The 21,277-nt window shown below is 73.3% G+C and carries 15 protein-coding genes; 10 read left to right on the plus strand and 5 right to left on the minus strand.

Annotation, left to right across the window (positions count from 1 at the left end; all coding sequences use genetic code 11):
* The first annotated feature begins 1 nt into the window (after window position 1).
* The 5 genes from OV090_RS48670 (at window position 2) to OV090_RS48690 (ending at window position 7,294) form a co-directional block, all read left to right on the plus strand.
* On the plus strand, window positions 2-1,276 hold the full coding sequence (locus OV090_RS48670) for a hypothetical protein (RefSeq protein ID WP_267711971.1): 1,275 nt from the start codon (window positions 2-4) through the stop codon (window positions 1,274-1,276).
* A 342-nt stretch (window positions 1,277-1,618) separates the two neighbouring features.
* A complete protein-coding gene (locus OV090_RS48675) occupies window positions 1,619-3,214 on the plus strand; it encodes a VWA domain-containing protein (RefSeq protein ID WP_267711972.1) in 1,596 nt (531 codons plus the stop codon).
* A gap of 15 nt (window positions 3,215-3,229) precedes the next feature.
* On the plus strand, window positions 3,230-3,766 hold the full coding sequence (orn, locus tag OV090_RS48680; protein ID WP_267711973.1) for an oligoribonuclease: 537 nt from the start codon (window positions 3,230-3,232) through the stop codon (window positions 3,764-3,766).
* Between the two features lie 5 nt (window positions 3,767-3,771).
* Window positions 3,772-4,962, plus strand: a complete 1,191-nt coding sequence (locus OV090_RS48685) for an MFS transporter (RefSeq protein WP_267711974.1) — start codon at window positions 3,772-3,774, stop codon at window positions 4,960-4,962.
* 10 nt (window positions 4,963-4,972) lie between these two features.
* Window positions 4,973-7,294: a hypothetical protein gene (locus tag OV090_RS48690; protein WP_267711975.1), complete on the plus strand. Its 2,322-nt coding sequence runs from the start codon at window positions 4,973-4,975 to the stop codon at window positions 7,292-7,294.
* A 76-nt stretch (window positions 7,295-7,370) separates the two neighbouring features.
* Here OV090_RS48690 and OV090_RS48695 read toward each other — a convergent pair whose 3' ends face one another.
* The 4 genes from OV090_RS48695 to OV090_RS48710 all read right to left on the minus strand — a co-directional run bounded on the left by OV090_RS48695 (window position 7,371) and on the right by OV090_RS48710 (window position 12,397).
* Window positions 7,371-8,699 (minus strand): DUF1552 domain-containing protein, encoded by a 1,329-nt coding sequence (locus OV090_RS48695; RefSeq protein ID WP_267711976.1) that lies wholly within the window; start codon window positions 8,697-8,699, stop codon window positions 7,371-7,373.
* A gap of 94 nt (window positions 8,700-8,793) precedes the next feature.
* Window positions 8,794-10,344 (minus strand): DUF1592 domain-containing protein, encoded by a 1,551-nt coding sequence (locus OV090_RS48700; RefSeq protein ID WP_267711977.1) that lies wholly within the window; start codon window positions 10,342-10,344, stop codon window positions 8,794-8,796.
* A gap of 182 nt (window positions 10,345-10,526) precedes the next feature.
* Entirely contained in the window at window positions 10,527-11,159 is a 633-nt protein-coding gene (locus OV090_RS48705; protein ID WP_267711978.1) for an MYXO-CTERM sorting domain-containing protein, read from the minus strand.
* Window positions 11,160-11,293: 134 nt separating this feature from the next.
* Complete coding sequence (locus OV090_RS48710) at window positions 11,294-12,397, minus strand: cytochrome c peroxidase (RefSeq protein WP_267711979.1); 1,104 nt, start codon at window positions 12,395-12,397, stop codon at window positions 11,294-11,296.
* 74 nt (window positions 12,398-12,471) lie between these two features.
* Here OV090_RS48710 and OV090_RS48715 point away from each other — a divergent pair, with 74 nt between their 5' ends.
* The 5 genes from OV090_RS48715 to OV090_RS48735 all read left to right on the plus strand — a co-directional run bounded on the left by OV090_RS48715 (window position 12,472) and on the right by OV090_RS48735 (window position 19,873).
* Window positions 12,472-13,011 carry a hypothetical protein gene (locus tag OV090_RS48715; RefSeq protein WP_267711980.1) on the plus strand — a complete coding sequence of 180 codons (540 nt, stop codon included), beginning with the start codon at window positions 12,472-12,474 and terminating at the stop codon, window positions 13,009-13,011.
* A gap of 52 nt (window positions 13,012-13,063) precedes the next feature.
* The gene (locus OV090_RS48720; RefSeq protein WP_267711981.1) at window positions 13,064-14,713 is read left to right on the plus strand and encodes an ATP-binding protein; all 1,650 of its coding nucleotides are present in this window, start codon (window positions 13,064-13,066) and stop codon (window positions 14,711-14,713) included.
* A gap of 144 nt (window positions 14,714-14,857) precedes the next feature.
* The gene (locus tag OV090_RS48725) at window positions 14,858-15,604 is read left to right on the plus strand and encodes a hypothetical protein (protein WP_267711982.1); all 747 of its coding nucleotides are present in this window, start codon (window positions 14,858-14,860) and stop codon (window positions 15,602-15,604) included.
* Between the two features lie 273 nt (window positions 15,605-15,877).
* Window positions 15,878-19,075: a hypothetical protein gene (locus tag OV090_RS48730; protein WP_267711983.1), complete on the plus strand. Its 3,198-nt coding sequence runs from the start codon at window positions 15,878-15,880 to the stop codon at window positions 19,073-19,075.
* Window positions 19,076-19,123: 48 nt separating this feature from the next.
* Entirely contained in the window at window positions 19,124-19,873 is a 750-nt protein-coding gene (locus OV090_RS48735; protein WP_267711984.1) for a patatin-like phospholipase family protein, read from the plus strand.
* Between the two features lie 89 nt (window positions 19,874-19,962).
* On the opposite strand, the gene queG is transcribed toward OV090_RS48735, so the two are convergent.
* Window positions 19,963-21,051 carry a tRNA epoxyqueuosine(34) reductase QueG gene (gene queG, locus OV090_RS48740; protein WP_346660425.1) on the minus strand — a complete coding sequence of 363 codons (1,089 nt, stop codon included), beginning with the start codon at window positions 21,049-21,051 and terminating at the stop codon, window positions 19,963-19,965.
* Window positions 21,052-21,277: the final 226 nt, after the last annotated feature.

The following is a 21,277-nucleotide window of genomic DNA, read 5'->3' on the forward strand; positions in this document are numbered from 1 at the left end:
CATGGCCCTGGGGACAATGTTTAAGAAGACATGTCTTTGGGGGCATGTCCTGACGTTCACCCTGGCGTGCGGGCGCCCGGCCGAGCCGGCGCGTGAGCGCGCGAGCGCGCCGGAGCAGCCGGCGCCGAGCGAGGCGAAGGAGGCGATCCCGCCGGCGCCGACCCCGGAGGAGCTGGCGGCCGAAGAGGCGCGCCGGGCCGAGGCTGCCGCTCACCGGGTGGTGTTCGCCGACCGGATCACCTTCGGGTACGTGCTGCTGCTACCCGGCCCGCCCGGGCCGGCCCCGACGCGCGAGGAGCTGCAGGCGATCGTGCGCCGCATGTTCGCCGAGAGCGTCGACGACCCGGAGGTCGCGCTGCTGCTCGACCTCGTGGCCACGCCGCCGCGCGCGGACATGAGCGCGCTGCACGGGCCGGACCAGGCTGTCCCGAAGGCCAGTGACGAGCAGCCGCTCGACCCCGAGGCGGCGGCGAGGATCTGGGCGACCACCGACCTGCTGGGGCTGGAGATCGACGCGCTGCCGGCCGCGGCGGTCGAGCCGAAGCTGCTCGCCGACCCCGAGCTGACGCGGGCGCTCGAGCCCGAGGAGCGGGCCAGCCTGCCCGAGCGCACTCAGCTGGTGATGGTGCGCGCGCTGTATCGCAACCAGAACGGGGTGCGCGGGCTTCGGCTTCTGCAGGCGCTGGTCCGGGCGGTCGCCGCCGACACCGGCGCGCTCGTCCACGACCCCGACACTCTCGAGACCTTCGGGCCGGCGGCGTTCGCTGCGCGCCGGCTGCAGGCCAGCCTCGGCAACGTCGCCGACCAGGTCGCAGTGGTCCCGTTCATCGATCCGCGGCAGCCCGAGGCGGTGCGCCTCACGACCCGCGGCATGCGGCGCTTCGGCAGCGTCGACCTCGAGCTCGACGGCCTGTCGCGCGACCTGCCGGCGCTGCAACAGGCGACTTACTTCCTGCACGGGATGGGCCTGGTGATGGCGCGGCTGGGAGAATTCGACCGCTCGGGCTTCGCGGTCGAGGCCCCGGAGGTCATCGGGCTGCACTATCGTGACTGCGTCGACGCCTACGGCGGTCAGGTCGCGCTGCCGCGGTGCAGCGCGTGTCCGGAAGAGGTGGATATCCACCTCGTGGAGCGCCCGGCCGAACCGCATGACCCACCCGGACACGTGGTCGCGCGGATCGTGGCGCCGCAGGCCATCAGCGGCCGCTCCGACTACGATCACATCGCATGGATCCGCGCCGCACTCGACCGGGTGCTCGGACGGCCCGCGAGTTGACGCCGGTCTGCGCTCGCCGGGGCCGGTCGGGTCGCTGCCGCGGGTTGGCGCGTCGCAGCGAGGCCCGATATACTGAACTCGGGCCGAGTTCGGCCTCTTGAATTCAAGCTTGCGCTCCGCAGGCCCCGTTCGGGGCTTCGGACGGGCCCTCGGGCCCCGGGCCTCGGCCCCCCACTGAATTACTCCTTGTCTGAGGTCGCCATGCCCTCTCTTCGCGGGTCCCCCCCTGCGTGTCTGCCAACCTCTGCCGCCGCTGCCGTTCCCCTCGCGGACGCAGTTCGCACCGAGCAAGCACCGCGAGCGCGGTCGCGGCGTGGACCCGGAGTCGCGCTCGGCTTGTGGGTGCTGGCGACGGGCTGCTCGTCGGCGGCCAACCTCGGCGGCGACGGCGGGGAGACCGACAGCGACGCCCTCGGCGGGTTCGCCTCGGGTGATTCGCTGTCCGCCTCGCAAGGCGACACGGAAGGCAATGACGGCACCTCGGCCGCGTCCGGCGGGTCCTACACCACCACTGGCGACGACCCGGGGTCCGAGTCGACCTCGGGCACCAGCGAGCTGCCGGCCCCGCCCTCCGACGAGCCGGCGCCGACCGACGAGAAAGAACAGCAGAACGTCCCCGAGGAGGACGTGTGCAGCGGCGACCAGGTCACTGCGTGGCGGCTGGCGGCGCGCGACCCCGACGCGATGTCGTCGCCGGCCCACGCGCGCGAGGCGATGCTCGGGCAGTGGCCGTCGCTGATCAGCGTGGCGATCCGCCCGTGGGAGTTCCTCAACTATTACACGTTCGCGTACCCGCTGGCGCCGCCGGGGCAGCTGCTCGCGGGGGCCCAGCTGCGCGCGAGCAAGGATGAACTCGGGGACATCTTCGAGCTGCAGGTGGCGATCCGCGGCCCCGAGCTCGCCGAGGCCGACCGCGCGCCGGTCCACTTGACCCTCGCGCTCGACAACTCGGGCTCGATGGAGGGCAAGGCGCTCGAGCTGCTGAAGAGCGCCGGCCACGTGCTGGCGGCCGAGCTGCGCGCCGGCGACACTGTGGCGGTGGTCAGCTGGAACGAGGCCGACCCGCCGCTGCTGCCGGTGACGATGGTGACCGGCCCGAACGACGCCAAGCTGCTGGCGGCGATCGACGGCTTCACCGTCGGCGGCTCCGCCGAGCTGACGCAGGCGCTCTCCGCCGGCTACGCCCAGGCCGACGAGGCGTATGTCCCGAAGGACATCAACCGCCTGATCCTGATCAGCGACGGCGGCGCGACCGCGACCCAGGACGACCTCGAAGAGATGGCCAAGCGCGCCGGCGACGTCGCCAACAAGACCGGCGTCCACGCGATCGGCGTCGGCGTCGGCGACCCGGGCCTCTACCGCAGCGGCCTCATCGACGCGATCGGCGTCGCGGGCGCGGGGCCCTCGATCTACGTCGGCAGCGCCGAGGCGGCCGAGACCCAGCTCGGCGAGCGCTTCCTCAGCCTGGTCGGCCTGACCGCGTCGTCGGTCGACGTCCGCGTCACGCTGCCGCCGGGCCTCCAGCTGGTGTCCGAGTCGCAGACAGACACCGAGGTCCTCGGCCCGGACCACGTGACCGCGGCGCCGACCGACAACTCGGTGATCCACCGCCGCCTGCGCCCGTGCGTCGACGACCTCGACATGAGCACGACGCTCCAGGTCGAGCTCCACTGGGTCGACGCGGTGTCCGGCGAGCAGAAGCAGACCACCGCCGAGTGGAAGCTGATCGAGCTGCTGTCGGGCGACACTGCCTGGCTGCAGAAGGGCGAGGCGGTGCTGGCGTACGCGACGGCGCTGCGGGCGATCCAGTACTACCCCGGCGACACCGGGGCCATCGACCGGGCGTGGGAGCGGCTCGAGGCGGCGAAGAAGGCGCTGCCCGACGATCCCGAGCTGGCGGAGATCGGTCAGGTGCTCGCGGCGCTGCAAGAGCCGTAGTAGGATCGCGCGGCCATGGACGCCGCGCCGCCGCTCGTGTGGATCGACCTCGAGATGTCGGGTCTCGACCCCGACCACTGCCAGATCCTCGAGATCGCCGCGATCATCACCGACGGCGACCTCAACATCGTCGCCGAGGGCCCCGACCTCGTGATCCACCAGCCCGACGCGGTGCTGGACGCGATGGACGAGTGGTGCACGCGCCAGCACGGCAACAGCGGGCTGACCGCGGCGGTCAAGGCGTCGACGGTGGCGCTGGCCGAGGCCGAGGCGCAGGTGCTCGAGCTGGTCCGCAGCCACTGCCCGCCCGGCAAGTCGCCGCTGTGCGGCAACTCGATCGGCCACGACCGCCGGTTCCTGATCCGCTACATGCCCGCGCTCGTCGGCCACCTCAGCTACCGCAACATCGACGTGTCGTCGGTCAAGGAGCTGGTCCGCCGCTGGTACCCCACGGTCAGCGCGCCGGCCAAGCGCGAGACCCACCGCGCGCTCGACGACATCCGCGAGTCGATCGCCGAGCTGCGGTTCTACCGCGAGCACGTGTTCCGCTGAGCCGCATGCGCACGGCGGGCTTCAAGCTCCACTACTTCCTGCTGTACGCGGTGGTGGGGGCGTACCTGCCCTATGTGCCAGTATTCTTGGGACATGACCTGAAGTTACCGGACAGCCAGATCGGCTGGATCACCGGGGCTTACGGGCTCGCGGTCCTGGTCGCGCCGCCGGTGATGGCGGCGCTGGCCGACCGCAGGGTGCCGGGGCGCACTCTGGTGGCCGTCGGCTACTCGCTGTCGTGCGCGGTGCTGCTGGTGTTCGCGGGGGCCGAGGGCTTCGTCGTCCCGCTCTTGCTGTCGGCGGCGTTCGGGCTGGCGTACACGCCGATGACGCCGCTGCTCGACGCGCTGGCGTTCACCGAGATGGCCCGCGCGCGCTCGAACGGGGCGACGCCGCCGGACTACGGGGCGCTGCGCGTGTGGGGCAGCCTCGGCTTCATGGCGCCGGCGTTCGTGCTGTTCGCGCTGATGCACTCGGGGCTCGCGGGCGGCCGCGCGGCGATGTTGACGGGCGCGGCCGCGGCGGCGCTGGCGGTCGTGTGCGCGCCGCTGCTGCCGCGAGTGGTGCCCGAGCCGCGCGCCACGACGACGGTGCCGACGGCGGCGGCGTGGGCCGAGCTGCGGCGGCCGTCGACGTTCGCGCTGGTCGGGCCGCTGGTGCTGCTGTTCGTGTCGATCAGCGTGTTCTACGCGTTCTACCCGCGGCTGGTGGTCGAGGTCGGGATCGATCCGGCGTGGGTCGGCCTGGCGTCGAACCTCGGGGTGCTGTTCGAGCTGCCGTGGCTGTTCCTGGCCCCGGCGATCCTGCGCCGCACGAGCGTGCGCTCGTTGATGCTGTTCGGCGCGGCGTGCATGACCGTCCGCATGGCGCTGCTGGCCGCCGTGGCCACGCCGACGACGGTGCTGGCGACGCAGGTGCTGCACGGGCCGGTGGTGATGAGCCTGTACCTGCTGCCGCCGATGGTGCTCGATCACAAGGCCTCGCCCGACTTCCGCAACTCGGTGCAGGGGCTGTACGCGGCGCTGTGCTACGGCGCGGCGCGCTTCGTCGGCTCGGGCGCGGCCGGGCACGCGGCGGAGTTCGGGCTGCAGTGGGCCTTCGTGCTCGCGGCCGCGTTCGCGCTCGCGGCCGCGCTGTGGTTGTGGGCGTCGTGGCGCGATCCGGCGGTCGAGACGGCGCTGCGCGGCTCGCGGTAAGCTCGCGTCGATGCGACGACTCGCGCTCGTGGTGGCCCTCGCGGCCGCGTGCAAGCCCGCCCCCGCCACCACGACGCCGGCCGCGACGCCCGCGGCCGCGACCCCGAAGGCGGTCGACGAGGAGCTCGCGGCGGTCGCCGATCGCCTCGATCCCGGGCCGCAGCCGCCGATGTACGAGGTGCTGCCGACCTGGCTCAAGAGCAAGGTCGAGTCGTCGCTGGCCGGCGACCCGAAGTCGCCGCAGGCGGTGGCCGAGGCGCGCGAGGCGATCGCTGCGTGGGACAAGGTCGACACCAAGGACACTCTGGCGACGATGCAGGGCGCGCTGTTGTTCTCGCGCGGGTTGATTCTGGCCGAGCGGGCGGTCGCGGCCGGCAGCGACGACCCCGAGCTGCTGGCGGCGCTGACGAACGCGTACCGCGTGGTCCACAGCCTGCGGATGTTCCAGCGCAGCGGGCTGCTCGGGCAGATGCTGCAGATGGCGGTCGAGATGGCGCGCAAGGAGGCGCAGCTCGAGGCGCAGCAGATCGAAGAGGCAGTGGCGGCGCTGGGCCGGGCGGTCGAGCGCGCGCCGGCGTTGCACATGCACGCGACGGCCCGGCTGCTGCGCGAGCACCCGCATCACCCGACGGTGCCGGAGGCGCTGGCGCGCGCGAGCCAGGCGAAGGTCGAGGCCGAGCAGTACGAGGAGGGCCTGGCGCTGCGCCGGCTGGCGGTGCAGCGCAAGGGCGAGCGCGCGACCGGAGGCGACTGGGCGGCGCTCGTCGGCGTGTGTCACTCGGCGCTCGACGTCGCCTGCGCAGACGCGGCGCGCAAGCAGGCCGAGGCGCTCGGGCCCGCCGAGCCGGGCGACGACAAGGCGGCGGCGTTCAAGAAGCGACTCGCCGACCTCGATGCGACGGGGACGATGGTGCGGCGGGTGCTGGCGTTGACGCAGGCGACGTCGCTCGAGGAGCAGCTCGAGCGCGGGCACCTGCTGCTGAAGCTGAACCGGCAGGGCGACGCGCAGCGGACGTTCGAGGGGCTGGCCGCGGCGCACCCGAACGACGCGCGGCCGCAGACGGGGCTCGGGCTGGTGGCGATCCAGCGCCAGTTCGACCTCGAAGGGGTGATCCGCCACGTCCGGGCGGCGCGCAAGCTGGCCAACCACGACCGCCTCTACTACGAGGTGGCGCTCGGCACGATCTCGCCGCTGATGTTCACCGAGGTCGCGGCCCAGCTCGCGCGCGCGCCCGATGCCCCGGTGCCCGACCTCGACGCGCGCTTCGACGAGCTGCTCGAGCTGACCCGCGGCTTCCGCGTCCACGACCCGGCGCGCGCGGCGTTGCTCGAGCTGCTGTTCACGCTGACGCGCGAAGCGATGCCGAAGTTTTTGGCGAAGCAGCGCGAGGCGGGGATGGCGACGCTGCGCAAGCTGCCGGACAAGGCGATGGCGCTGACGCGCAAGTTCCCCGAGTCGCGCGACGCGTGGCGGCTGGTGTTCTCGAGCACGCGGCTGACCGACGATCCCCGCAAGGCGCGGCTATTGGCCAACGCGCTGCTGCCGGCGGCGCTGCAGCAGGACCCCGACCTGCGGGTGCAGCAGGTCCGGGCGCAGCTCGACGCGGCGCTGCTGTGGGAAGACGGCGACCTGCTGCTGGCGGCGATGAAGTCGGGGATGACGCTGCCGGAGACGGTCGACGCCGACACTGCGCTGACGATCCGCGCGACGCTCGACGCGGTCGCCGGGCGCGAGGGCGACAAGGCGTCGCTGCAGCGCGCGGGTCAGGCGTTCGCGGCGCTGGCCGAGCGCAACACCGGCAAGGACCGGGCGCTGGCGCTCAACAACGCGGCGATGGTGACGGCTTACTCGGGCGATCTGCCGGCGGCGATGGCGATGCTCGAGCGCGCGGTCCAGGCGGATCAGGAGGGCGTGACCGCGGCCTACAACCTGGGCGCCCTGGCGTTCCGCATGCAGACCCGCGAGGGGCTGGCCGAGCTGTTCGCCAAGATCACCGGGGCGTCGGGGATCGTCGGCGTCCGCCTGCACGCGCGCGCTTTTTTGGTGACGCTGGCGGAGGCCGGGCAGGGCGACGTGGCGGTGACTCGCGAAGAATTCGCGGCGGCCCTGGCCAGGGAAGAGGTCGACGAATTCCGCGGCCGCGTACCGCTCGGCCGCTGGGGCGTGGTCGAACAGGGCGAGTTCAAGGTGTCCCTCGGCTACGCCACGAATGGCGGACTCATGGTGCTCGACGAGGTGGTGCCCCACTGGTGGCTGGTGGTGCCGGCCCCGGCGATGGACTCGCTGCTGGCGGCGCGGAAGAAAGGCAGCAAGGTGAAGGCGAGGCCGTGAACGAGAAGGTCCGAGCGAGACGTGACCCGAAAGTCATGTCCTTAAAGACAGATAGTCGTCACGAGCTGGCGAGCCATCAGGCGTCGAGGCGCAGGCCGGGGAGCGGGCCGTCGCCGTCTTCGCCGAAGCTGGTGTCGGGCAGGCCGAGCGCCTGGAGGATCGAGACGTAGAGGCGGGCCAGCGGCGTACCTGTCTCGTAGACCAGGTGACGGCCGCCGCCCCACAGGTCGTCGCCGCCGGCCAGCAGGACCGGCATGTCGCGGTGGGTGTGGGCGTTGCCGTCGCCGACGTCGCTGCCGAGCAGGACGACGGTCGAGCGCAGCAGGTCGCCGTCGCCCTCAGGAGTGTCGGCGAGCCGCTGCAGCAGGCGCGCGAACTGGGCCGCCTGCCAGGCGTCGACCTTGCGCAGGCCGGCGATCTTGACGGCGTCACCTGCGTGATGGGACAGGTCGTGATGGCCGCCCTCGACGCCGAGGAAGGGGAAGGCGCGGTTGCTGGCGGCGTTGCCGAGCATGAAGGAGATCGCGCGGGTGCGGTCGCAGGTCAGCGCGAGGACCATGAGCTCGGTCATCATGTCGACGTGGGCGAGGAAGTCGGCGGGCTCGTCCGGCGGACTCGCGGCAGTGCAGGCGCCGAGGCCGGCGGGGGCGTCGACCTGGCGCTCGAGCTCTCGCACCCCCACGAGATAGGCGTCGAGGCGCACGCGATCGGCCGCGCCGAGGTCGCCCTCGAGGTCGTGGACGTCGGCGAGGACGACGTCGAGGACGGAGCGCCGGGTGGCTCGCCGCGCAGCCCGGGCGGCCGCGCTGGCGCTCGGATCGTCGCCGGCGAGGATGACGTCGAAGGCCAAACGCGGAGAGGTGAGCTTGGGCAGCGGAGTGGTTGGAGAGGACCAGGAGATCGATCTGTGATAGGCGCAGGCGAAGCCGATGTCGCAGGCGCCGAACGAGCCGCCGCCCTCGCAGCCGAGCTGCAGCGAGGCGAGCGGGGTGGCGCCGGCGATCGCGGCGGCGTAGCGCTGGTCGAGCGAGACGCCGACGTGCAGGTCGACCTCGGACCGCCGCGCCTTGCGAGCGGTGAGGAAGGCCGCCGTGCCCGAGGCGTGCGAGCCCGGCAGCTCGGGCATGCCTGGCGTGTTGGCGACGCCGGAGAAGACGATGACCCGGTCTTTTACCGGCGCGAGCGCGGCCAGCGAGGGCGAGAGCTGCAGCTCCGGGTCGGGCGCCGGGAACCACGCGTCGCCGCGCACGCCGTTGGGCACGAAGTAACACAGCAGCCGCCGCGGCCGCACGGCCTCGGCCGCGCGGGCCCGCGGGCGCATGACGTCGAGGAACGGCAGGCCGAGCGCGACTCCACCGGCCAGGAGGGCCCGGCGCGACAGACCACGACGCGTGGCAGACTTCATGCGGCCTCCTGCGGGGTGACATGGAATGTCCTCGAGGACATGTAGCGATGGACATGACCTCCAAGACACTTGATGGCGAACCGCGCGGCGGACATCACGGGGCCTCCTGCGCGCGGCGGATCCGGAACGGATCGCTCTGGACCACCGCCACCACCAGCGCGACCAGGTCGCGGTCGGCGGCGATGAAATTTTTAATGATGTCCTCGAGGACGGGTTGGTCCTCGGCTACCAGTGGGCGGCCGAGGGCGTAGGTCAGCACCTTGGTGGCGACGCAGCGGGGGAAGCGGGGGTCGTCGGCGAGGATCTCGGCGAGCTCGCGGACATCTGAAAAAGGTTCGCCGGTGGGCAGCTCGCCGGACGCGTCGATGAGCTCGCCGTGTTCGCTGCCGCGCCACGCACCGACGGCGTCGAAGTGCTCGAAGGCGAGGCCGATCGGGTCGAGGATCGCGTGGCAGCCGGCGCAGGCTGGATCGGCGCGGTGCTGGGCCAGCCGCTCGCGCGCGGTGCTGGCGTCGCTCTCGGCCTGCGTGGCGGCCTCGGGGGGCGGCGGCGGCAGGGGCGAGCACAGCAGCTGCTCGAGCACGAAGCGGCCGCGACGGGTCGGCGAGCTGGCGAACGGATAGGCGAGCACGGTCATCAAGCCCGGCTCGGTGAGCAGGCCGCGGCGCTTGTGCGGCCCGAGGTCGATGCGGGTGAATTCGTCGACTGCGAGCTCGTCGGGCAAGTAGTAGAGCGCGGCCAGCTCGGCGTCGACGTGGGCGTGGGTGTCGAGAAGGAGATCGCGGAGGTCGCGGCCGGGGACCAGGAACTCGCGGAAGCGCCGGCGCATCGCCTCGCGCATCGACTCGCGGACCGCGTCGTCGTAGCGCGGGTAGCGGTGGGCGTCGCGGAAGATGTCGTCGAGGCCGCGGAAGTACAGCCACTGGCCGGCGAAGCCGTCGACGAAGCCGGCGCTGCGCGGGTCGGCGAGCATGCGCTCGACCTGCTCGGCGAGGACGGGTTCGCTTTGCAGCTCGCCGACGGCCGCGAGCGCGAGCAGCTCGTCGTCGGGGGCGCTGCTCCACAAGAAGTAGGACAGGCGGGCGGCGAGGGCGTAGTCGTCGAGCCAGTGCGACTCGCCTGGCGCTCCGGCGTCGTGCTCCCAGCGGAAGGTGAAGTGCGGCGACAGCAGGGCGGCCTCGATCACCAGGCGCAGGCCGGAGTCGAGCTCGGCGGGGTCGACCAGCGCGACGTAGCGACCGATCTCGCCGTCGGTCGGCGGGCGGCGCCAGGCGCGGGTCAGCAGCGGCTCGACGATCGCGCGCAGGCACGACGTTGGGTCGGCGGGGTCCGGCGTGCAGACCATCAGCGCCGCGCGGGCCGACTCCGAGGCGAGAGTCGCTGCAGCGATCGACTCCGCCGAGTGTTGGAAGATCTGGACCAGCAACGCCGATGGTGGTTGTGACGCCGCCACAGTGTCGAAGCCGAGCGCCGGCGGGTCGGCCGGGAACTCGCGTGTGAGTGCGGCCTCGACCCCGAGGATATCGCGCACCGTGTTCGCGTACTCGAACGCGGTGAGGCGGCGGGCCATGGCCTCGGGGACAGGTGGTGCCGCGGGCTCGGGGTCCTGCGTGCACGCGAGGAGGCCGGTCGCGGCCGCGATCATGGTGAGCGCGCCGAGCCGCGCGCGAGCGGGACGGCGGTCGGTCCTGCCCGTGGTTGGCGCGAGCGTGCCGAGCCGCGCGCGAGCGCCACGGAGACCGATCGCGCCCGCGTTCGGGACGAGCGCGCCGGGCTGCGCGCGAGCGTGACGGAGGCCGGTCGCGGGTCGCATGGCGCCTCGGCTGCTCAGGCGTGACGGCGGCGGCGCCACGGGGCGAACAGGGCCAGCAGGGCCAGGCCGAGCAGGTCGGGCGCGCCCGGGGTGGCCTTGCAGCCGCAGCCCTCCTTGTCGCCGCTGCCGCTGTTGCTGCCGTCGCTCTCGCCGTCGGTGGGGTCGGTGTCGCTCGCGTCGGTGTCGGTGGCCGGCTCGGCGCCGCTGGTGGGGGAGCTCGTCGCCTCGGTGGGGGAGCCGGTGTCTGTGTCGGTGTCGCTCTCGGTTGCGCTGCCGGTGTCCTTGACCTCGATCGTGATCTCGTGGGTGTCGACCTGGGTGACCCCGTCGTCGCCGACGGCCTTCAGCTTGTGGATGCCGGGCGAGAGGGTCGTCTCGATCGTGCAGGGCGGCGCTTCGGGGCAGGTGACGGACGGGGCGTCGTCGACCGACAGCGAGACGGCCAGGGCGCCGAAGCCGTCGTACTCGATGGTGACGGGGACGACGACGTCGGGGGAGCCGTCGAAGACGGACCCGTCCTCCGGCGAGACGATGACGACCGAGGCCGGCTCGAAGTCGGTGTCGCTGGTGGTGACGAGCTCGGCGGCCGAGGCCGGCGCGGCGAGCAGGAGGAGCGCGGATGAACAGCCAAAGATAAGCGAACGCATGCCTGATGGGGTTAGCCCGCCGGTCAGGCGCGGTCAAGTGTGACAGCGGTGCCGCGGTCACGCCCGGGGCCGCGGCGCCGCTGTCAGATGTTCGAAAGGTCAGGTCGGGGGAGCGAGCTGGCCTGTGGGACAGATCAGTTCGGGTCGGGCTTGATGGTGTCGGGCCCGCTGATCGGCAGATCGGGGAGCTTGATGTAGTCCATGTCGATCTTGCCGGTGAGGCTGTCGAGGAAGGCGATGAGGTAGGTCTTCTCCTCGTCGGACAGCTTGCCCTTGGCGAGCTGGTACTCGGCCATGACGTCGAGGGCGTCGCCGAGCTCCTTGGCCGATCCGTCGTGCAGGTAGGGCGCGGTCTTGGCGACGTTGCGCAGGCCGGGGACCTTGAACACGTGCTTGTCCTCGGGCTTGTTGGTGATCTTGAAGCGGCCGAGGTCCTTCGCCTCGTACGGCTTCACTGCGCCGAGCTTCTGGTACATCGTGCCGCCGAGCGTCGGGCCGGTGTGACAGCTGACGCAGTTGAGCTCGATGAACAGCTCGAGGCCGCGGAGGGCGTCGGAGCTCAGCGCGGTCATGTTGCCGCCGAGGAAGTCGTCGAACGGCGCGGGGGTGACGAGGCCGCGCTCGAAGGCGCCGATCGCCAGCGAGATGTTGCGCGGGTTGCAGGGGTCGGGGTCGGCCGGGAAGGCGGCCTTGAACAGGTCGGCGTAGCCCGGGACCGACTTGACCGAGTTGACGCAGGCGGCCTCGTCGGCGAGCGCCATCTCGACCGGGTTGGTCACCGGCTTGAGCGCCTGGTCCTCGACGTCGGTCGCGCGGCCGTCCCAGAACTGGGCGATGTGGAACGCGGCGTTGTACACCGTCGGCGTGTTGCGCTCGCCGCGTTGCTTCTTGTGGCCGGGCGAGGTGGCCTCGTGGTCGATGCCGTAGTCGTCGAGCTTGTGGCAGCTGTTGCAGGACAGATCGTGGTTCTTCGACAGCCGGGTGTCGTAGTAGAGGATCCGGCCGAGAGCGACCTTCTCGAGGGTGATCGGGTTGTTCGGCGAGTCGGCCGCGGCGGGCAGCGGCGCGAAGTACTTCTTCGCCGTCTCGAGCAGCTGCGCGGCCGAGGGCACCGGCCGGCTCGCCTTCTTCTTCGGGGCCTCGGACTTGCTCTCGGACTTGCTCGCGACGGCAGGAGCCGGGGCGGTCTTGCTTGCGCCTCCCTCGCAGCCGGTCGCCAGGAGAGCGGCCCCAAGCATGAGCAACGGGCCAGAGCAGTGAACTGTTGCGGAACGCTTGCGACGAACCATGACTGTTGCGACCATAGCGCACCGTGACCAGCTTTTCGCGCATTCTGCAAACTGCGACCCTGGCGCTTTTCGGGGTCTCCCTGACATCCCTGGCCGCGTGCGGCGGTGACGGCGCCGAGAACCGGTTGCCCCTGACGAACCGCGTGTGGCTCACCCAGGTGCCGAAGAAGGTCGGCGACAGCGTCGGCGCTCTGGTGGTGTTCGAGGCCAAGGGCCGGCGCCAGTTCGGCGCGCTGTACAAGGGGTCGCTGCTCCGCGGGAGCTTCGAGCTGTTCGAGTGGCAGCCCGACGAGCAAGAGGGCCGGGCCCACATGCGCCTGCTGCAGGACGACAAGTCCGTGAAGATCCGCACCGAGTCGTGCGAGCCGGACGCCGGCCTCGACAGCTGCATCATGCTGCACGGCGACCCGCTCGGCGCGGTGCGCTACCAGTCGAAGCGGATCTGGGGCCTGCGCGGGAAGCCGGCCATCTCCAGCCCGCTCGAGCTCGACATCGCCGGCGACGTGCGGGCGCTGCTGGCGGCCGACCCCGAGCTGGCGGCGCTCCTGTCCGAAGAGACATGAGAACTCAGGCCATGTCCTTGAGGGCAGGTCTCGAAAGACAGGTCGGCGAGACGTGAGCGGCGTCGCGGCGCTGCTCGACCGCCTGGTCGCGCAGTTCGAAGGGCCCTACGACTTCCTGCGCGAGCTGGTGCAGAACGCCCTCGACGCGGGCAGCGACCGCGCCGAGGTGGCGCTCGACGTCCACCCCGGCGAGTCGGCCGACCCCGACGAGGTGGTGTTCGAGCTGCGGGTCGCCGACGCCGGCGCCGGGATGGACGAGGCGATCATCGACGGCGGCCTGACGCGCCTGTTCGCCTCGACCAAGGCCGACGATCGCACGATGGCCGGCGGGTTCGGGATCGGCTTCGTCAGCGTGTTCGCCTGGCAGCCCGACGCGGTGGTGGTGCAGACGGGCCGCGCGGGCGAGGCGTGGGAGCTGACGTTCTACGCCGACCGCCGGTTCGACAAGCGGCCGCTCTCCGAGCCGCTGGAGGGCACGACGGTGACGCTGCTGCGCCGCGGCCGGGCGCCCGAGCGGGCCCAGATCGCCGAGGCAGTGCGCGACAGCCTGTGGCGCTGGTGCCGGTTCTGTCGGCTCGAGCTGTCGTTCGAGGACGTGGCCGGCGGCGAGGGGCCGGAGCTGATCCAGGACGCACCGGCGCCGCCGGGGGCGCTGGCGGCGGTCGAGGCCCAGCCCGACGGGGCGATCCACGTGGCCTTCGCGGTGCCGCCCGAGGCGGTGCTGCTGCGGCGCGGGCTGGTGCTGTCCCAGGGGACAGCCGCCGATCTGCTGGCCGACCTGCAGCCGCCGCCGGGGCCGACGCTCGAGCACCTGCAGGTGTGGGCCGACTCGCCGAGCCTGCGCACGACGATGGCGCGCGACAAGGTGGTCGACGACCCGGGCCGCGCGGCGGTGCTGGGGAAGATCGCGCTGGCGATCGCGGGGCTGCGCGAGCGCCTGGTCGAAAGGACAGCCGAGGCGGCGGCCGAGGCCGGGCCGTGGACCCGCGCTCGCCACGATCACTACGCGTACCTGCACGCGCACCTGGCCCGCGAGCGCAGCCACCTGGGGGCCGGACTGCTCGGGCGACCGGTGCTGCGCGACCTGGCCGGCGAGCGGGCGCTGTCGCTGGCGCAGCTGCAAGCGCTGGCGCGGCCGCTGCTGTGGGCGCCGCTGGGGGCCGGCGAGGCGGCGACAGGGCGCCTGCTGGCGGCCGCGGCGGGGGCGGGGGTGCCGGTGCTGGCGGCGGAGGCCGGCGACCTCGAGTGGCTCGGTCGCCTGGTCGAAGGGACAGGTCTGACGATCGCCGAGCTCGGCCGCGGCTGCGCGCTGATCCGCGAGGCTCCGGGCGAGGCGGAGGCGCTGCGGGCCAGCGTCGAGGCGGGGCTGGTGAGCGCGGGGGCGCCGGTGCGGCTGTGCGTGGGGACCGGCGAGGCCGCGGATGCGCCGCGCGGGGGGCTGGGGATCGAGCTCGGACGCGGGCCGGCGGGGGTGCTGGTCTTGTGGACAGGTCAGCCGGTGGCTGCGGCGTGCTGGCGCGCGACGCCGCTGTGGCTCGACGCGGGCGAGCCGCTGCTGCGCGCGGCGGCGAAGAGCCACGCGGGCGAGCCGCGGGCGGCCTGCCGTTCGCTGGCGCTGGCGATCCGCGCGCAGCTGGTGGATGCACCGACGCCGGAGCGAGTGGCGGAGGCGATCGACGGGGCGCTCGGGCGCGCGGGGTGAAGCTCGCGCGAGGACATGGCCCGGGGGACAGATGCTGTTGCCCGGGGGCGACCGTTCGCTGACAGGGGGCCGGTGATTTTGTGGTTGTGGAAGGTCGCGCGGGCGCGGACGCGGAGGCTGGCCCAAGCGTGCGAGAGTCGGTGGATGGCGAACCGGGCGATGGACCTGAACACGACGACGCTCTGCACTCTCCTCGGCGCGGTCCTGCTGATCGCGGCCTGCGGTCCGGGGCCCGCGACGACGACCGAGGCGACGACGGGCAGCACCGCCGACAGCACCGGGGCGACGACCGGGCCGGACAGCACGAGCGAGGCGCCGACGCCGACGTCGACCTCATCGACGACGACGAGCGAGGCGACGACGGACGCATCGATGACCTCGGGGACGACGGACGCGAGCACGACGACCGGCGGCGAGTGCCAGGTCTTCGAGGACGAGGACCCGACGGACGGGCGCGTGTCGACGCAGTTCACGTGCGGCCACGAGGAGACGCTGTGCCCGTCGGACGCGGCGCTGTTCTCGTTCGAGAGCGGGCCGAACTGGGACGACACTGCGTCGACCGACGACCTGGCGCGGGTCCACTGCGTGCTCGAGGCGCTGCGCGACCGTACGCCGGGGCAGGTGACCTATACGCTGGCGTGGCCGGTGCTCGGGTCCGACGTGGGCTCGCTCGAGATCGCCGGCGACTTCGTGATCGCGCGGCGCGAGTACGCCAACGATTTTAATTATACGTACAAAGAGGCGGTGCTGTGGCTCGAGCCGTCCGAGGTGTTCGCGGAGTGCCGGGCGAAGAATACGGCCGCCGCGGCGTGGCTGTGCATGCGGCCGTACATCAACATCATCGACGCGCTGCAGCCGGAGTGCGTGGCGGGGCCGCTCGAGTGCGGGTGACGGGGCTGGAGAGCGCGGCATCTTCGATGCGCCGCGGCCGGAGTGGTTGCGTCGCTCGAGCGCGGGTGACGGGCGGTGGTGTGGTGACTTCTTCGCGTCGACCTCGCTCCGGGCGCGGTCGGTGCGGCTTCGCGGGCCGAGATCGAGGCATCGCCGCGAGGGCGCGTGCGTAGGCGCGCCGGGAGTGGGCGGCGCGAGGGCGCGGGACTGCGGTAGACTCGCGGGCGTGCCGGCGGGGCGGACGGGGACGAGCGCTCGCGGGAGGGGCCGCGGATGAGCGAGCTGCACCCGAGCGTGGCCTCGGCGCTGGGGCGGATCCGCCGCGCGGAGGGTGAGGCGGGGGCGCTGCGCGCGTTCACGGTGGCGCGCACGGAGGCGGTGCTGCGCCTGCGCGAGCTGCCGCGGCCGGGGGCGTGGCACTTCACGCTGCCGCTGGTGCGGGCGGCCAACGCGGTCGCGCCGGGGGCCCGCGGCTTCGCCCGCGAGCGCGAGGACGGCGAGCTGCGGACGCTGACGCTGACGTTCTCGACGGCGGGCTTCGACTTCGCGCAGGTCGACCTGCGCGGGCTGGTGCTGGCGGCGGCGGACGGCGATTCGGACATGTCCGAAGAGGCATGTCCGAAAGGACCGGCCGCTGCCTGGCGGCGGCTGGTCGGCGCGGGCGTCAACGAGGCGCTGGCGGGGGCGCCGGTGGTGGTCGAGGTGCGGACGGCGGCGGGAGCGGTGCGATATGTCCGCAAGGACAGCCACGCCGCCGGCCAAGATCCGTACGGCGAGCTGCCGTCGGCGGGGCGCTGCCTGCCGCAGGCGTTCGAGGTCGAGCTGCAGTGGCCGCGGCCGGGCTTCGGGCGCCGGTTGACGAGCTGGCTGGCGCGCCAGGCAGGGGCCGAGGCGGCGCTGACGGAGCTGTGGCTGGCGGCGCTGCCGGGGGCAGAGCCGAGCGAGAAGGCGAACACGTGGATCAAGCTCGGACGGCCGCTGCCGGGGCTCAAGGTGTCTCTCGGGACAGCCGAGGCGCCGGTCGGGACGTGGGGCTGGGCGCCGGAGCAGGGCGGGCCGTGGCTGGTGCGCGAGGGGGTGCGGCTGGTGTCGCTGGCGCCCGCGCTGACCCGCCTCGGGCTGACGCCCGCCGAGTTCGCGGGGTGGATCGAGTGCCCGCGGGTGAGGTTGACGGCGGACGAGGCGTCGGTGGCGCTCGACGCCGGCTGCGAGCTGTTGGCGGCGTGGCTGCTCGACGCGCGCGCGCACAGCTTCCCCGACCAGAGCGCGGCGGGCTTCGCGGTCCAGTGGCCGACCGAGCTGCGCCACGTGCCGACGGTGAGCGGCCGGCCGGCGCCGATCGAGCAGGTGGCCCAGCGCTGCCGCCAGGGCCGCGACCTGGTCTACACGTGGCCGCACCAGGCGGAGTCGGTGGCGCCGGCGATCCAGGCGCGGGTGTACGCGCTGTGGCCGTCGGAGCTGGCGCTGCTGCAGAAGGCGATCCCGGAGGCCCGGCCGGTGCCGGCGCGCGCGCTCGGCGAGAGCCCGCAGTTCGAGCGAGCTGACCTTTCGAACCTGTTCAAAAGCGCATTGCCCCCGGAACAGGTGCCGATGGGGGCTGAGGCGAGCGCGAGCACTGCCGCGGGGGCGCGGGTGCAGGTGACGCTCGAGGCGTTCGTGCATCGGTTCGCTTCGGCCGAGGAGGGGGCGATCGCGCTGCTGTTCCACGAGCGGCGGGTCGCCCACGTGCGCGAGTCGGCGCGCACGATCGCGGGGGTGACTCTGGTGGCCAAGCTGGTCGGCGAGACGCCCGAGGCGCTGACGATCGACGGGCTGCGGGCGGAGAAGGGGCTGCTGAACGCGATCGCAGAGAGCTGTCGGGCGGCGGCGCTGCGGGTGATCGCTCGCCTGCTGGCGCCAGCGCTGGCCCACGAGAGCCCGTGGGAGTTGCCGCTGGTGCGCGCGCAGGCGGGGGCGCTGACGGGGGCGGCGCTGGCGGTGCGCTACCGGCCGCGGCGCGAGCCGGGCGGCGAGGAGGCGGCGGAGCTGGCGTGGGACGAGTCGCCGCTGCTGGCCCTGACGGTCGGACACGACATGGCCGGGCAGCCGGTGACGCTGAAGCACGCGCTGATTCGTTGTCGCGAGGTCGGCGGGATCGTGGTCGAAGATCCGAAGCAGCGCTGGACGACCTTCCGCTCGCCCGACCCGCGCCACGAGCCGTGGGCGCTGAGCCGCGAGGGCCGCGCGCTGTGCCAGCGGGTGCTCGGTGATGCTGTCCTTTGGGACATGCCGACGACGCCCGAGGGGCACCTGCTGCCGGCGCCGGCGGAGGGGCAGCGCCGCCTGGTCCTCGGGCCAGGTGCGATCGCGCAGGCGCAGGCGTCGGCGCGGCCGCCGTGGGAGCGCGCGGAGCTGCGGGCCCACCTGCTGGTGGCGGAGGCGCTCGGGCAGGCGGTGGCCGAGGTGGTCGACGCGCCGCTGTGGGTCCGCTACGACCCGCGCACGCTCGAGCCGGTGCGGATGGTGTCGCGCTCGGACGCGCGGAGCGAGAGCCTCGGGCTGCTGCCGCCGGGGTCGGGCTCGCGCGCGCTGGCCGGGCCGGCGCTGCTGGTGACGCCGGGAGAGGCGCGGCTGCTGCACGCGGCCGGTCATCCGCTGGCGGCCGCGGCGGCTGCGACGACGACGACGACGGCGCGGCCGAGCCGGGCGCCGCTGCGCCGCGCGGGAGGGGCCGGGCCGTCGCTGGCGGTGCTGCCGGTGGCCGACGCGCTGTGCCTGGGGGCGCTGCGGGTCGAGGCGCGGCCAGCCAAGATCGCGGTGTGGGGCGGCGGGCTGCACATCAACGACCTCGAGCTGCCGCCGCCGCTGGACTGGATCGGCGGGCGCCTGGCGCTGACCCGCGAGGGGGCGCGGGCGGGGAGCGAGCGGCTGGCGGCGCAGGTGAAGGGGCTGGCCCGCGAGGTGGTGCGCACTGCGCTGCGCGAGCGGCTGCTGCACGCGCCGGGGTCGCCGCAGCGGGCCGGGCTCGACGCGTTCCGCGAGCGCTGCGCGGCGCCTGGATCGCCTGTCTCGGAGTTCATGCGCGAAAAGCCATGTCTCGACGGACATGCCCTTGCGGACATGTGCGCGCAGTCGTTGAAGCAGCACCCGCTGCGCCGGCTGGCCCCGGGGCCGCGCGGGTTCGAGGAGCTGCTGCGGCAGGCGCTGACGCGGCCGGTGGCGATCGAGGGGGCGATCCTGTCGTGGCAGGCGGCGCGGCTCGGCAACGCGGAGGGGCGGGCGTGGTCGATCGAGCTCGGGCGCCGCAACGCGGAGGTCCAGCAAGCGCTGGCCGAGGACGCGAAGCTGGACGCGCTGTTCGCGGCCGCGGGGCTGGCGCTGGCGCAGCTGTTCGCGGAGGCGCGAGCGCGCGGGCTGCCGGCGTCCGGGCTTCCCGACGAGCTGGTGGCCGGGTATCGTGTCCTCGCGCTGCTGTACGCACATGTCCCTTGAGTCATCCGCGACGCAGGCGTCCGACCGCACATGTCCCTCGAGTCATCCATGAACTACGCGTCCAACCGCGAGTGGCTCGCCGCCGAGCCGTTCACGCTGGCCCTGTCGGCCGGGTTCTTCGGCTTCTTCGCCCACACGGGGGTGCTGCAGGCGCTCGAGGAGGCCGGGCTGGCGCCGCGGCGGATCGTCGGGGTCAGCGCAGGGGCGCTGGCCGGCGGGCTGTGGGCGTCGGGGCTGTCGGCGACCGAGCTGGCGGAGGAGCTGCTGCGCCTGCGCCGGGCCGACTTCTGGGACCCGGGGCTGCCGCTCGGCGGGTTGCTGAAGGGGGGGAAGTTCGCGGCGAAGCTGCGCTCGCTGCTCGACGACCGCGGGGTCCGTCGCGTCGAGGACTGCCGCCTGCCGTTCGCGGCGGTGGTCTACGACATCGCGTCCCGCCGGGTCCGCGCGGTCGACCAGGGGCCGCTGGGTCCGGCGATCCAGGCGTCCTGCACGGTGCCGCTGATGTTCCGCCCGCTCCGCCACGAGGGCCGGCTGCTGCTCGACGGCGGCGTGGCGGACCGCCTGGGCCTGTGCGCGCTGCAACCAGGCGAACGCGCGCTGCACCACGCGCTCCGCTCGCGCAGCCCGTGGCGCGGGCTGTCGGCGGAGGTGCCGAAGGGGCTGTCCGATGGGCCAGGTCGGAAGGTGCTGATGGTCGACGACCTGCCGCGAGTGACTCCGTTCCGCCTCGACGCCGGACCGGCGGCGCTGCGCCGCGGACACGCGGCGATGACTGCGTGGCTGGCAGCGCGGGCGTGACGGGCGGGCGGAAGATCAAGGATGACGTGACCACGAGCCTGTCCGATGGGACAGGCGTGATGAGCTGTCTGTCGGGACAGATCGGGTCGTCAGTCGTCGTCTTCTTGTTCGCGGGCCTCGGCGGCGGCGAGGGCGGCTGCGGCGGCCTCCTCGCGTTGACGGCGGATCTCCGCGAGCTCCGGGGCGAGGGCCTGCTCGTCGAGGCCGCGGCGGGTGGCGGCCCACAGGGCGGCGTCGTGGACGCGTGAGTCGGGCTCGAGCAGGCCGGCGGCGAAGGCGTGGCGCTCGCCGGGGTCGGGCGTGCCGGTGCGGTTGCCGAGCGCGAGGAGGGCGTTGCGGCGCATGAGGCGGTGGGGGATCCGCCTCAAGGCGGTGTGGCGGACAAAGCCGCGGTACTGGGCGCCGCCGAGCGCGGCCATGGCGGTGACGGAGGGCGCGGGCCGGGGCGCGGGCGGGAGCCAGGCGACGGCGGGGATCCGCGCGTTGCGGCCGAGGCCGGCGTTGTACGGGCAGACCTCCTGGCACACGTCGCAGCCGGCCAGGCGCTCGCCGAAATTTTTGGAGATGTCCTCGGGGACATGTCCGCGGTGCTCGATGGTGAGGTAGCTGAGGCAGCGCCGCGGGTCGAGCTGGCCGGGGGCGTCGAAGGCGGCGGTCGGGCAGGCGTCGAGGCAGCGGGTACAGGCGCCGCAGGCGTCCCAGGGGGGATTGGCGGGCGCGGCGAGCGGCTGGTCTTCGGGCCAGGTGGCGGTGCAGAGGATCTCGCCGAGCAAGACGTAGCTGCCGAGGCCGGGGACGATGAGGCAGCCGTGCTTGCCGAGGAAGCCGAGGCCGGCGAGCGCAGCGGCGCTGCGCTCGAGGACGGGCTTGGTGTCGACGCAGATCAGGCTGCGCACGCCGGGCAGCTCGGCGTGCAGTGCCGTCTCGAGGGCGATCAGGCGCTGGTGGACGACGGTGTGGTAGTCGCGGCTGCGAGCGTAGCGGGCGATCGGGCCCGGTTCGCCGCCGTACGGGACCGCCGCGACGAGCAAGGTGCGGGCGCCCGGGAGCATGCCCTCGGGGCGCTTGCGCAGCTCGAGGGTGCGCGGCATGAAATCCATGTCGCCGGCCTTGCCGGCAGCGACGTAGGCGTCGAGCGCGGCGCGGGCGGGAACGAAGCCGGGGTGGTCGAGGCGCACGACGCCGAGTTTTAATAAACCGTTGGCCTCGGCGACGGCGGCGAGGCGGGCGAGGATCGCGGGGGTGAGCTCGCGGACGGGGGCGTCGTCGGGGGGCGAATCTTGGCTGTCTTGAGGGACAGGTGATGGCGCGGCCGAGGACGTGAATTCGAGGCTGTCTTGAGGGACAGACGAAGGGGCGGCCGGGGCAGCGCCCGGTTTGCCCGCCGGAGATTCAGGGATGTCT

Origin of the sequence: Nannocystis sp. RBIL2 (assembly GCF_026626745.1) — a bacterium.
Taxonomy (GTDB): Bacteria; Myxococcota_A; Polyangia; order Nannocystales; family Nannocystaceae; genus Nannocystis.

Coding starts and splice junctions, on each gene's coding strand:
- OV090_RS48670 (WP_267711971.1), top strand. CDS start 2: ATGGCCCTGGGGACAATGTTTAAGAAGACATGTCTTTGGGGGCATGTC.
- orn (WP_267711973.1), top strand. CDS start 3,230: ATGGACGCCGCGCCGCCGCTCGTGTGGATCGACCTCGAGATGTCGGGT.
- OV090_RS48685 (WP_267711974.1), top strand. CDS start 3,772: ATGCGCACGGCGGGCTTCAAGCTCCACTACTTCCTGCTGTACGCGGTG.
- OV090_RS48690 (WP_267711975.1), top strand. CDS start 4,973: ATGCGACGACTCGCGCTCGTGGTGGCCCTCGCGGCCGCGTGCAAGCCC.
- OV090_RS48695 (WP_267711976.1), bottom strand. CDS start 8,699: ATGAAGTCTGCCACGCGTCGTGGTCTGTCGCGCCGGGCCCTCCTGGCC.
- OV090_RS48700 (WP_267711977.1), bottom strand. CDS start 10,344: ATGATCGCGGCCGCGACCGGCCTCCTCGCGTGCACGCAGGACCCCGAG.
- OV090_RS48705 (WP_267711978.1), bottom strand. CDS start 11,159: ATGCGTTCGCTTATCTTTGGCTGTTCATCCGCGCTCCTCCTGCTCGCC.
- OV090_RS48710 (WP_267711979.1), bottom strand. CDS start 12,397: ATGCTTGGGGCCGCTCTCCTGGCGACCGGCTGCGAGGGAGGCGCAAGC.
- OV090_RS48725 (WP_267711982.1), top strand. CDS start 14,858: ATGGCGAACCGGGCGATGGACCTGAACACGACGACGCTCTGCACTCTC.
- OV090_RS48730 (WP_267711983.1), top strand. CDS start 15,878: ATGAGCGAGCTGCACCCGAGCGTGGCCTCGGCGCTGGGGCGGATCCGC.
- OV090_RS48735 (WP_267711984.1), top strand. CDS start 19,124: ATGAACTACGCGTCCAACCGCGAGTGGCTCGCCGCCGAGCCGTTCACG.